12 protein-coding genes are annotated in these 11,721 nt (G+C 65.8%); 5 read left to right on the forward strand and 7 right to left on the reverse strand.

The window, feature by feature from the left end; genetic code table 11:
- Window positions 1–43 precede the first annotated feature (43 nt).
- The 3 genes from EYW47_RS30645 to EYW47_RS30655 all read left to right on the forward strand — a co-directional run bounded on the left by EYW47_RS30645 (window position 44) and on the right by EYW47_RS30655 (window position 1,870).
- Entirely contained in the window at window positions 44–808 is a 765-nt protein-coding gene (locus EYW47_RS30645) for an SDR family NAD(P)-dependent oxidoreductase (RefSeq protein WP_133198562.1), read from the forward strand.
- Between the two features lie 34 nt (window positions 809–842).
- Window positions 843–1,052, forward strand: coding sequence for an NAD(P)-binding domain-containing protein (locus tag EYW47_RS30650; RefSeq protein ID WP_205710181.1), 210 nt, complete (start codon window positions 843–845; stop codon window positions 1,050–1,052).
- Window positions 1,053–1,153: 101 nt separating this feature from the next.
- Window positions 1,154–1,870: a hypothetical protein gene (locus EYW47_RS30655; protein ID WP_133198563.1), complete on the forward strand. Its 717-nt coding sequence runs from the start codon at window positions 1,154–1,156 to the stop codon at window positions 1,868–1,870.
- A 327-nt stretch (window positions 1,871–2,197) separates the two neighbouring features.
- Here the strand turns inward: EYW47_RS30655 and EYW47_RS30660 are convergent, their stop codons facing one another.
- The 5 genes from EYW47_RS30660 to EYW47_RS30680 form a co-directional block, all read right to left on the reverse strand.
- Window positions 2,198–3,574 (reverse strand): amidase, encoded by a 1,377-nt coding sequence (locus EYW47_RS30660; RefSeq protein ID WP_133198635.1) that lies wholly within the window; start codon window positions 3,572–3,574, stop codon window positions 2,198–2,200.
- 69 nt (window positions 3,575–3,643) lie between these two features.
- Window positions 3,644–4,378 carry a DUF2848 domain-containing protein gene (locus EYW47_RS30665; RefSeq protein ID WP_133198564.1) on the reverse strand — a complete coding sequence of 245 codons (735 nt, stop codon included), beginning with the start codon at window positions 4,376–4,378 and terminating at the stop codon, window positions 3,644–3,646.
- A 2-nt stretch (window positions 4,379–4,380) separates the two neighbouring features.
- On the reverse strand, window positions 4,381–5,691 hold the full coding sequence (locus EYW47_RS30670) for an MFS transporter (protein WP_133198565.1): 1,311 nt from the start codon (window positions 5,689–5,691) through the stop codon (window positions 4,381–4,383).
- Window positions 5,692–5,829: 138 nt separating this feature from the next.
- Entirely contained in the window at window positions 5,830–6,480 is a 651-nt protein-coding gene (locus EYW47_RS30675) for a DUF4286 family protein (protein WP_133198566.1), read from the reverse strand.
- A 104-nt stretch (window positions 6,481–6,584) separates the two neighbouring features.
- Window positions 6,585–7,631 carry a LysR family transcriptional regulator gene (locus tag EYW47_RS30680; RefSeq protein ID WP_133198567.1) on the reverse strand — a complete coding sequence of 349 codons (1,047 nt, stop codon included), beginning with the start codon at window positions 7,629–7,631 and terminating at the stop codon, window positions 6,585–6,587.
- A 247-nt stretch (window positions 7,632–7,878) separates the two neighbouring features.
- Here EYW47_RS30680 and EYW47_RS30685 point away from each other — a divergent pair, with 247 nt between their 5' ends.
- Window positions 7,879–8,481 carry a lytic transglycosylase domain-containing protein gene (locus EYW47_RS30685; protein ID WP_133198568.1) on the forward strand — a complete coding sequence of 201 codons (603 nt, stop codon included), beginning with the start codon at window positions 7,879–7,881 and terminating at the stop codon, window positions 8,479–8,481.
- Between the two features lie 153 nt (window positions 8,482–8,634).
- Here the strand turns inward: EYW47_RS30685 and EYW47_RS30690 are convergent, their stop codons facing one another.
- A complete protein-coding gene (locus tag EYW47_RS30690; RefSeq protein ID WP_133198569.1) occupies window positions 8,635–9,780 on the reverse strand; it encodes an alpha-hydroxy acid oxidase in 1,146 nt (381 codons plus the stop codon).
- A 62-nt stretch (window positions 9,781–9,842) separates the two neighbouring features.
- A complete protein-coding gene (locus EYW47_RS30695) occupies window positions 9,843–10,757 on the reverse strand; it encodes a LysR substrate-binding domain-containing protein (RefSeq protein WP_133198570.1) in 915 nt (304 codons plus the stop codon).
- A gap of 174 nt (window positions 10,758–10,931) precedes the next feature.
- Between EYW47_RS30695 and EYW47_RS30700 the strand changes: the two genes are divergently transcribed.
- Entirely contained in the window at window positions 10,932–11,714 is a 783-nt protein-coding gene (locus EYW47_RS30700) for a DeoR/GlpR family DNA-binding transcription regulator (RefSeq protein WP_133198571.1), read from the forward strand.
- Window positions 11,715–11,721: the final 7 nt, after the last annotated feature.

Raw genomic sequence — 11,721 nt, forward strand, 5'->3', positions numbered from 1 at the left:
TCAACCGTTTCCCGCGAGGGCGCGGGAAACAGGAGCCTCGATCGTGGTGAATCTGTTTGACCTCACATCCCAAGTTGCCGTCGTAACGGCATCCACCAAGGGCATGGGCCTGGCCATTGCGCGGGCACTCGGCGCAGCGGGAGCGAAGCTCGTCATTTCCGGACGCACCCAGGAAACGGCCGATGCGGCCGCCGCGAAGTTGCGCGACGAAGACGGCTTCGAAGTCGCGGCATTCGCCTGTGACATCACGGACCCCGCGAGCGTGCAGCGTTTCGCGGCCGGTGCGCTTGCCGCCTTCGGGCGCGTGGACGCGCTCGTGCTCAATGCGGCGGGCAATCCCGCCGCGGGCCCGTTGCTGGGCCAGACAGCCGAGGAATTCGACAAGACGATGGCCGAAGGGGTACGCGGCAGCTTCTCGCTCGTCCAGGCACTCGCTCCGCAAATGGTCGAGCGCAAGCACGGCTCGATCGTCTTCATGTCGAGCCGCGCAGCGAAGCGCGGCACGGGTGTGCTCGGACTGTACGGCATGGCCAAGGCGTCGATCGACCAACTCGTGCGCAACCTGGCTGTCGAGCTTGGGCCGTCGAACATCAACGTCAACTCGATCAACCCGGGCGCGGTGCGCACGGACTTCTCGCGCATGCTTTGGGAGAACCCGGAGCGCGAGAAGATGACGGTCTCGACCATTCCGATGGGACGCATTGCCGAGCCTGAGGATGTGGCCGGCCTGGCGCTCCTGCTCGTCTCGGGCGCCGGGCACTATATCAATGGCCAGAGCATCAGTGTGGACGGCGGCGGTACGGCCTAAGCCCGCCATGCTCGCGCGGCGTTGCCGTTGACGCATGGAGCATTACGATAGGGGTCCGAACTTCCATGACGGCAAGCGCGTCATCTTCGTCTCCGGTGACGACAAGGAGGCGAAGGCGGTGGTGACCGGACTCGTCACAGCGCTCGGTTGCGCGCCTGGCGATCTGGGTGATCTGCCATCGGGCGCCCGCATGCAGCAAGCGGGTGGCCCGATCGCCGGCCGCGACTGGGTCGTGGCTCCATAAGCGGGCGATTCCCGCTTGGCTCCACATGGCGCCGGTTTCGTCGCCGGCCGCTCATGTGCAGCTAATGATTTTGACGATTCAAGGAAGCAGGAAAAACTACGATGAACGAATTACTGGCGTCCGCGCTTCGGGCGCATGGCGGGCTTGAACGCTGGACGAGTTTCAGTCATGTAGCGGCGACGCTGATTAGCGGAGGTGAATTACTCGACCGAAAAGCGCCACAAGCGCCCGAACCCCGGCGAGTGACGGTGGGCACCACAGAGGAAACGAGCTCGATCACTCCGTTTGGCGGAGCCGACAAGCTTGCGCGCTTTGTGCCGGAGCGCGTCACGATCGAAACGCTCGATGGCAAGGTGCTGACCGAGAGGACGAATCCGCGCGAGCACTTTAGTGGGCATGATCTGAATACGCCGTGGGACCCACTGGACCGGGCGTACTTCGGCGGATATACACAGTGGATCTATCTGAATGCGCCTTTTTCGCTCGCGCTGCCCGGGATAGCGCTCGAAGAGGTGGCCCCGCTTGAACAGGGTGACGAGACATGGCGCGCGCTGCGCGTTACGTTTCCCCCCGCGATTGCCAGCCACAGTCCCGTCCAGACCTTCTATTTCGGCGACGATTTCCTGCTGCGCCGCCAGGACTACACGCTCGATATTGCAGGCGGTGGTTACGTTGCGAATTACGCGTATGACCTGGTGGACGCGAACGGTCTGCTCGTTCCGGGCCGCAGGAGAGCGTACCTTTGCGACGAAAACGGCCAGGTGCTCGAAGACAGGCTGCTGATCTGGATTGATTACACGGATATCGAGTTCAACTGAGCGTCAGCAGCAACGATACCGGCGGTTCGATCAAGCGCCCGCTGTGTCGTTTGCCGCTTCCGGATCGGCTTCCTCGAGGAAGGACAGGCCGCGACGTCGGAGAACACGACGCCCCAGCCATAAGTGGCGCCCTCGGGGTTTTGCATCGTAGATGCGGAAAAGAAAACGCCCACGTTTTTTACGCAGGCGTTTCCGTGGCCCCGCTACCGCGCCCCATTAAACGGAGTTTCCCGTCTATTGCTACATCAGGGCCGGCTTCCGCGCGGCTGATATCTAGTATAGGACGCCCAGCGGAAGATCCAAGCTCGCTGTGGCCAGGCGCCCGGCTCATTGGTGCAGCGCAACCTCCATCGCTTGCGCGATGCCCAGCACGCGCGCGTCTGCCAGCGCGAGGCCCGCAACGCTGATCCCCACCGGCGCTTCGCCAGCAGGGGTGCACGGCAGCGACACGGCGCAGCCGTCCAGAAAGTTCACGATCGAGGGATTGCGCAGCACCAGCGCGTTGGTGGCCGCAAAGTGGGCCGCATCGGCTTGAAGCGCGTCGATGGCGGGCGGCACGATCGGCACGGTCGGCATGAGGAAGGCGTCGAAGCCCGCGAGCGCGGCGCGCGCTTGCGCGATGGCGTCGGCGCGCGCCGCGAGCAGGTCGAGGTAGTCGGCGGCGCTCGCTGCTTCGCCGTGGCGGATGCGGGCGAGCACGCGCGGGTCGTAGCGGTCCGCCTGGCTGGGCAGGCGCGCGCGGTGCGCCGCGTAGGCCTCGATGGGCGAGAAACCGTAGCGGTTGATGCTCGGGAGCGTGTCGAGCACCGGCAGGCGCAGCGGCACCAGATGCGCCCCCGCGCGCGACAGGCGCGCGAGCGCCGCGTCCCAGGCCGCGCCAACCGTTGCGTCCATGCCGTCGGTCACAGCGTGCGAGAGCACGGCAAGCCGCGCGCCGTCGAGCGTCGCGCGCGGCCAATGCGGCATGGCTGCGTCGCCGTTGGCTTGCGCGGCCAGCACGCGGTCGAGGAGCGCGCAGCACGCCACGCTCGGCGCGATCGCGCCCGCGGTGTCGAGCGTCGTCGAAAGCGGGACCATGCCCGCGGTGGGGATGCGCCGCGCCGTCGGCTTGAAGCCGGTCAGGCCGCAGAACGCGGCGGGAATGCGCAGCGAGCCGCCTGTGTCGCTGCCGAGGCCCGCCACCGCCATGCCTTGCGCCACCGATGCCGCCGCACCCGACGAGGAGCCGCCCGCCACGCGTGGGGTATCGGCATCTGTGCGCCATGGCGAGCGCGGCGTGCCGTGCCACGGGTTGAGCCCGAGCCCCGAGAACGCGAATTCGCTCATGTTGGTGCGGCCGATCAGCACCGCGCCAGCGCGGCGCAGGCGGGCCACGGCAGGCGCGTCGGAGGAGGCGGGCGTGGCGTCGGCGAGCACGCGGGAGCCGGCGCGCGTCGGCTGCCCCGCCACATCGAAGAGATCCTTGATCGATACCGGCAAGCCGGCGAGCGGCGAGAGCTTGACGCCGGCGCGGCGCAATGCGTCTTGCGCGTCGGCCTGGCGGCGGGCGCCTTCGGTATCGACATCACAGAAGGCGTGAGCGCCGTTGCCGCCATCGGCGGCGATGCGCTCGAGCGCGGTCTCGATGAGCGCGCGGCTCGTGGTGGCGCCGGCGTCGAGCGCGGCGGCGAGTTGCTCAAGCGGTGCAGCGGGCGGGAAAGTCATCTGCGGCATGGTGTGGGATGCGTTTAAAGGTATGCAAGGGCGCGGCGAATGCGCATGCGCGACTCGAGCTCAGGCGACGACCGGCAGTGCGCGCACGCTGTAGCGCTGGCGCAGGCTGCGGCCCAGCACCGGATCGTGCAGCTCCATCTCGAAGGCGTCGCCCGAGGTCATCGCCGCGAGCTCGCCGTGCACGGCGAGCGTGCCGCTGAACATCGCGCAGCGCGCGGGCAGTGCGCCTTCGTGCGCTTCGCTCATGGCGTGCGCGCCTTCCGTTTGCGCATAGCCGCGCCAGAGCGCCGGTGGCGGCAGCAGGCCGTCCACGGCGCCGCGCTGGTATGGGCGCGCCTGGCCGCTCGCGTCCACGACCGTCGCGCGCAACTGCAACTGGTCCCAGTGCGCGGCGACGTCGGCATAGCGCCAGGCCTCGCGGGCGAGCGGCTTCGCGCAGACCTGCTTGGAGACCGCCACGCTATAGGCCTCCGCTTTGCGGTCCGTGTGGTCGGAGCCGATCGTGACCAGTGTGCCGAGCGGGCTGTCCAGCAACACGCATTCAACTTCGCCGCTCGTGTGCGTGCCGAGCACCTCGACGGTTTCGGCTTGCGTGAGCTGGCTGGCGGCCACGCGATAGAAGCACGGCGTGCTCGTGGGCGGGGCGACGCCCAGGGCGGCGAGCTCGTCGATATGGGCCTGGATGGCCTGCGCGTCGCGGCCGGCCCAGCCCGCGATCACGAGCGTGTCGATCTCGACGGGCAGCGCCGTGGCGGCGCCGTTCAGGGGGAAAACGGTCAGGGAAAGCGTGGTCATTCTTACTCCTCGAGGGGACGGCGCGCGGTTTCGCGGGCGGTAAAGAGTGCGAGCGCGGTGACGGCGAGGGCGCCGCTCACATAGAGCGACACGGCCGTGGTGCTGTGCCAGCTGCGAAACAGCGCGACGATGATGAGCGGCGCGAAGCCGCCGCCGAGAATGCCTGCGAGCGTATAGGCGAGCGAGGCGCCTGCGTAGCGCACGCGGGTCGGGAACTGCTCGGTGACGAAGGCCGCCTGCGGGCCGTACATCACGGCATGGATCACGAGGCCGATCATGACCGCGAGCACGATCAGTACGGGCTGCGAAGTATTGACGAGCGAGAAGAAGCCGAACGCCCAGACGATGGCGGCCAGCACCCCGCCCAGATAGACGGGGCGGCGCCCGAGGCGGTCCGAGAGCGCGCCGAAGAACGGCACGGCCAAGGCGTTGCAGGCGGTGCCCGCGAGCACGGCGCCAAGCGCGAGCGAGCGCGAAAGATTGAGCACCGTGGTTACGTAGGTGAGCGTGAACACCACGAGCAGCGCGTAGAGCACGTCGGAGCCGATGCGCGCGCCGCCGGCCACCAGCAGACGCCGCCAGTGGTGCGAAAACACTTCAACCACAGGCACCTTGGCTTGCGCGTGCGACTCGCTGAGCTTTTCGAATTGCGGCGTCTCACCCACGCTGCTGCGCACCCACAGCCCGAAGATCACCAGCAGCAGGCTCGCGATGAACGGCACGCGCCAGCCCCACGAGAGAAAGTCGCTAGTGGAGAGGGCGAGCGTAATGAGCGCGATGAAGCCCGTGCCGAGCAGCGTGCCGAACGAGGGCCCCACCTGCGCCCACGACGCGTTCAGGCCGCGCTTGTTCTGATCGCCATGTTCGACGGCGAGCAGCACGGCGCCGGCCCACTCGCCGCCCAGCGCGATGCCTTGCACGAAGCGCAGGGCGACGAGCAGGATCGGGCTCAGGATGCCGACGCTCGCGTAGGTGGGCAGCACGCCCATCAGCGCGGTGGTGAGGCCCATGAGGACCAGCGTGATCATGAGCACGGCGCGGCGGCCCACGCGGTCGCCGAGATTGCCGAACACGAAGCCGCCGAGCGGGCGCGAGACGTAGCCCACGGCATAGGTCGAGAACGCGAGCAGCGTGCCCGCGAGCGGATCGACCGAGGGAAAGAACAGGTGATTGAAGACCAGCGCGGCGAGCGTGTTGTAGACGGTGAAGTCGTACCACTCCAGCGACGTGCCGATCATGCTGGCGGTGGCGAGGCGTCCGCGGCCCGTGCGCGGGCGCTCGAGCGTGGAAGAGGTCTGGGCGAGAGCGTTCATCGGGTTCTCCAGGGGAAACGCGCGGCGCGCACTGTGCGCCGGGGTGTGTCTCGTGCTCGTTGTTCTTGTTGTCGCTTGGTCGGCCAGCTCGCGCGATGGCGTGCGAGCTGGCCTGCGTGATCGTTCGCTCGCGCCCGCTCAGGCCGCGAGGCGCCAGAGCATGTCGAAGGTGCGCACGGACGCGGGCGCGTCGCTTGCCAGCATGGCGAGGCGCTCGGCCACGAGCCGCGCAGTGGCGTTCGAGCTGCCTTCCACGATGACGAGCGCATCCTGTGGCGCCTCGGCAGCCGCGCCGTCGCGCGTGGCGAGCGGGGCGGAGAGCGCCGCATCGGTGGCGAACACGCGCACGGCGTGGATGCCGGGCGTTTGCGTGGCGGCTTGCGCTTCGTTGCGCCAGGCTTGGGCGGCCACGCTGTGCGGCGGCGCGACAAAGATGGCTGCATGGCCGCCTTCACCCGCGCCGGCCTCGAAGGCGAGCTCACCCACGCGGCGCTGCGTGTCGCTCATGCGCGCGAAATTGCGCATCGACCAGTCGGTTTGCAGCGTGAAGGCCTGGCGATAGGCGTCGCTGCGGAATACGTCGAGCGATGCCGTGACGTAGAGCGCGAGATAGCGGCGCGCGCTGCCGTCATTGGCGAGAAAGCGGCGAGCGTGGCGAAAGCCCGGAATCGCGACGCGTTCCTGCATGTGCTCGCGGTCGTACCAGGCGTTGAAGTCGGCTTCGGTGTGCGGATCCGTGTCGGTCCAGATGCAAAGTTGGCCGGCCGGGGCGCTCGTGGGATGGCTCATGGTTGATTTCCTGCGCTGTGAATTGAAATTCGGACAAGCGCAGTTTGGCGAGCGCACGGTGTTTCGGTCCAACAAGAAATAAAATACGCACCGACCAGGTTTTCTTATCGCTTGCGGTTGCCGGCGGCTTTCGTGGTCCGGGCGCCCTCAACGCCTTTCGCTGATTTCGTCGCGCTCGTAGATTTCGTAGATTTCATGGATTTCGCGGCCCCCCGCGCAGCGTCGCCCGCCTCGCGCGCGGACAGGCCTTCGAGTTCCGGGCCGAGCGCCGCCACGAACGCGCGCGCCTGCTCCGTCGCTAATTCGGCAATGCGCGCGGGCAATGGGTGGCTCTGTAGCCGGTAGCTCGCCACGAGCGGCAGCGGCGCGAACGCGCTTTCCACGTCCAGCACCTCGAGCGTGTGCTCGTGCAACTCGCGCTGGATGATGGCGGGCGGCAGGGCGGCAACCCCGAAGCCGTCCGATACGAGGCGGATCATCGCGGCCACCGAGCTGATGCAGTTGATGCGCACCGGGCGCTCCACGGCGCGCGCGAACGCGCGCTCGAGTGCGGTGTGCGGGCCCGAATGGCGCGAGAAGCTGAGGATGGGCAAGGCCGCGAGCTGGGCAAGGTCGACGCGCGTGCCCGCGAGTCCCAGCGAGGGGCTCGCGACCCAGCGCATGGGAAATTCGCACAACGGATGGTTGACGAAGTCGCGCTCGGGCAGTGGGTCGGTTTGGAGGATCAGATCGACGGCGTCGGCGCGCAGCAATTGCACGAGATGGATCGTGGTGTCGCTCGTCACCTCGACTTCGAGATGCGGAAAGCGCTCGCGCACGCGCGCCATCAGCGCCGGAAACCAGCTATGCACGATCGACTCGATCACGCCGATGCGGATCAGGCCCGCGTCGCCGCTCGCGTCTTCCACTTCGCGGCGCATTTCGTCGCCCAGCCGCACGATGCGCTCGGCGTAAGCCAGCATCTTGCGGCCCGCGGGCGTGAGCGTGGCCGAGCGCGAGTTGCGGTCGAACAGGCGCACGCCGAAGGTTTCCTCGAGCGAGGCGATGCGGCTCGATACGGCGGCCTGGGTCGTGTGCAGCTTCTCGGCGGTGAGGCGGAAGTTCTGCAGGCGTGCGAGCCAGATGAAGGTCTCGAGAAACCGGATGTTCATGGGTTTCGGCTGGGCTGTCGTGAGTAGTCGCAAGCGGCCATGATATCGCGCCCTTTATCCAGGAGATTCCCTGGTGTCCTTGACTTTTACCACGCTCAGCCACATCATCCTATATAAAATCATTCTTATAAGAATGATCGTAAGATGAATAATGTGGTTGTGAGGACACTATCTCGCCGAATGGCAGCAGTTTCTGAAGCTGGGAAATGCGCTCGGGGCGCGGTATGCATTGTCAGGAACATGGATCATGTATGCGAAGCTGAAACGGGAACTTGGTGATTGGCCACGCGCCATGGCGTACCGCCTGAGCAGTATTATTCTCGCGGCGGCAATCGTGATCTTCGGATCGCAAGCGGGGCTGTGTTATGGCGCAGACGCGCCGGCCTGGACGACGCCCAATCACGCTGTCGACGTGCCGCAAGAAAGCGCGCCCACAGCCGAGGAAATCGCAAGTTTTGTGAATGCCCGCTTCCATATCGGCTTGCGCAACGCCCTGGAAATTGGTTACGCGGTGCTCAATGCGGCCAGGCGCTACACCATCTCGCCGTTGTTATTGCTTGCCGTGATCGCGGTCGAATCCAGTTTTGACCGATTCGCGGTCAGTGTGGTTGGCGCGAGAGGGCTTATGCAAGTGCTGCCGTCCCAGCACAGGGACCTTGTCCTTCGCACATCCGATTTGAATGACGCGCGCACGAACGTCCGCATTGGCTCCGCCATTCTGCAGGACTACATAAGAGCTTCGGATGGCAACCTCGACGACGCTTTATATCGCTATAGCGGCGGCGCCAAGGACTATGCGCGACGCGTGGTCGATCACATGAGCATGATGAAAGCGCAATTCGGCTTGTAGTCGATATCGCTACGCAAAAGACCCGGAAAACGATTGTGGCGTGGCACAGGCGCTTGCTTGCGCTGATGTGCCACCTGAAAGAATCGGCAAAGCCGCTCCAGTCTTGATAGAGCGGGCTGGGTGGAACCAGGCTGTCGATTTTGAGTGTGCGCGCTAGTGCCGGATCGACAGAATGTTTGCGTCCACGGCGTTGATATCCGTATAACCGCACAGTCCCATGGTGGTGTCGAGTTCGCTCGCGATGACGTCGAGGCTCTTGCTGACGCCTTCCTCTCCCATTGCCGCCAATCCGTACAGAAACGCGCGCCCGATCATCGTGCCGCGGGCGCCGAGCGCCACCGCCTTCAGCACATCCTGTCCAGTTCGAATGCCGCCATCGAGCCACACCTCGACGTGATTTCCCACGGCATCGACGACGGCTGGCAACGCCTTGATCGACGATAGCGCGCCGTCCAGTTGACGGCCTCCGTGATTGGATACCACGATGACGTCCGCACCTGCCTTCGCCGCATGCAACGCATCGGTCGAATCGAGAATGCCCTTGACGATCAATTTCCCGCCCCAGCGTTTTCGCACCCACTCGACATCGGCCCAGCCAAGGGTCGGGTCGAACTGGTCGTTGGTCCACGAATTGAGAGAGGACATGTCGGTCACGCCGTCGACGTGGCCGACGATATTGCCGAAGTGGCGACGCCGGGTACGCGCCATCTGCATGCACCAGCGCGGCTTGCTCGCTATGTTCAGCAGGTTCGGCAGCGTAAGGCGCGGCGGCGTAGACAGACCATTCTTGATGTCTTTGTGGCGCTGGCCGCCGATCTGGAGATCCATCGTTAGCACCAGCGCGGTGCAACCAGCGGATTCGGCGCGGGCAATCAGACGCTCCATGAACGCACGGTCGCGCATCATATAGAGCTGGAACCAGAACGGTCCCGGCACGTTTTGCGCGACGTCCTCAATCGAACAGATGCTCATCGTCGACAATGTGAACGGCACGCCGAACCGTTGGGCAGCCCGTGCAGCCAGGATTTCTCCATCGGCCCGCATCATCCCGGTCAGGCCGGTCGGCGCCAGCGCGACAGGCATCGCGACGCTGTGTCCTGCCATCGTCGTGCGCAGCGTGCGGTTTTCGATGTTGACGCCGACCCGCTGACGCAACCTGATTGCCTGAAAATCGGCTTCGTTGGCGTGATAGGTCGACTCGGTATAAGACCCGACGTCGACATAGTCGTAGAACATGCGGGGGATACGCCCTTTTGCGAGGGCGCGGAGATCTTCAATACAGGTGATTGGGACGGGCATGGGGGCTCCAGAAGGTTGCACCGATGCTACCCATCCCCTTTGCCCTGGCGTCGGAAATGTTGTCAGATCCGGCGCGAAAGAAATTCCGATGCTTCCTGGACCGCCCGCTCGCAAACGCCGACGAGCCACCGGGCAAATGCCGCCGCGGCTCCTTGCGACGCATGCGGCATCAGGCAATACGGGGTGGCGGGGCACACGACGCCGGGAAACAAGGGAACGAGCGTATCGTTCGCGAGCCAGTGATGCGCCAGCGCCGGGCTGCCGAGCGCGACGCCCTGGCCGCTGGCCGCCGCCTCAAGAAGGAGTCCGAGGTCCATCAATTTCGGGCCGCGCGCCGGCTCCGGCCAGTCGAGGTTCGCGGCGCGGAACCAGGGCGTCCAGTGTTCTAGCGGGGTGCGCAACAATGGCATCGAGGCAAGGTCCGCAGGTTCGTGGACAGGCCCGAGTCGTTGCAGCAGCGCAGGTGCCGCCAACGGTGTGATGCAATCGAGCATCAGCACCATGCCGCCGATGCTGAGTGGGTCCCCGCCGCGAATCCAGAGGTCAGCATCGGACGCGGCTGTATCCGCGTTGGGTGCGGTTAGCACGATCTCGAGTTCCAGTTCAGGATGCGCTGCCGTGAATGTCGCGAGGCGCGGCATGATGATCTGTCGCGCGAATGTCGGAGGCGAGCAAACGCGCAGCCGTTCCTTCTGTTCGCGGTGTTTCCGATGCAGCGGCATCTCGGCGAGCAGGCGCAGCGGGCTGCGCAACTGATCCAGGTACTCTTTGCCAACCGGCGTCAACGTCAATGATTTTCCGCGGCGCACGAGCAGTTGCACGCCCAGCAGTTGCTCCACGGCGGCGACCCGCTTGGCGATGGCGCTGCCCGTCACACAAAGTTCGTCCGCCGCCCGTTCGAAAGTGCCGTGGCGCGCGGCTGCCTCGAAGGCGAGCAGCCCATCGAGAGACGGGAGATGGAGGCGGGGCGTGTTCATTCGGACATTTTAAATGCAATGTCCGTACAGCCTGGAACAGGGGGCATGGAAGGTAGAAAGCATGGAGATGCTTCCCTTCTGTCGTGCGCAAACAAGCTCATCGAAGGCATTCATTTTTCCGGCGTGCACGTTCTTGCACGTTTACATTCTCGTTTGTGCGCGTTATCATGGGGCATGACTGATGAAATCCCCATCGCCCGGCGCGAGCTGATCGCCAGCCGGCTCGCCGCCGGCCAGGCGGTCGTTGCGGCCACGCTGGCCGCCGAATTCGGCGTGTCCGAAGACGCCATCCGGCGCGATCTGCGCGCGCTTGCGGCGCAAGGGCAGTGCCGCCGCGTCTACGGCGGCGCGCTGCCCATAACGCCCGCTTCGGCCCCCATGGCTGCGCGCATGGACGAGGCCCGCGAACGTAAGGAGGCACTCGCACGTACCGGCGCCGCCCAGGTGCGCCGAGGCGAACTGCTTTTCCTCGACAGCGGCAGCACCAACCTCGCGCTTGCCGACGCACTTCCTGAGGACCACGAACTGACCGTGGCCACCAACTCCGTGGATATTGCCGCCGCGCTGCTCAGGCGCGGCGACGTCAGGCTCATCATGGTGGGCGGCGCCGTGGACCCGGTGGTGGGCGGCTGCGTCGATGCAGCCGCCGTGGCGAGCGTCCTGAACATGAATATCGACGCCTGCTTTCTGGGCGCCTGCGCGGTTTCGCCTCGTGAAGGCGTGAGCGCATTTGAATTCGCCGATGCGTCGTTCAAGCGCGCCGTGCTCGCCCGAAGCCGCCGCACGTTCATTCTCAGTACGACTGACAAGCTCGGCGCGCAAGCGTCCCACCGCATTGCCGATCTCGACGCGCTCGAATGCGTGATCGTCGAGCACGATGCGCCGCGCGCGCAAATCACGGCCCTTTCGAAAGCCGGCACGACTGTGCTGCGGGCAGACCCTCCCGCAGGCCTCTGAAGCCGGA

The sequence above is a fragment of the Paraburkholderia silviterrae genome (assembly GCF_004353915.1).
GTDB classification, from domain to species: Bacteria; Pseudomonadota; Gammaproteobacteria; order Burkholderiales; family Burkholderiaceae; genus Paraburkholderia; species Paraburkholderia silviterrae.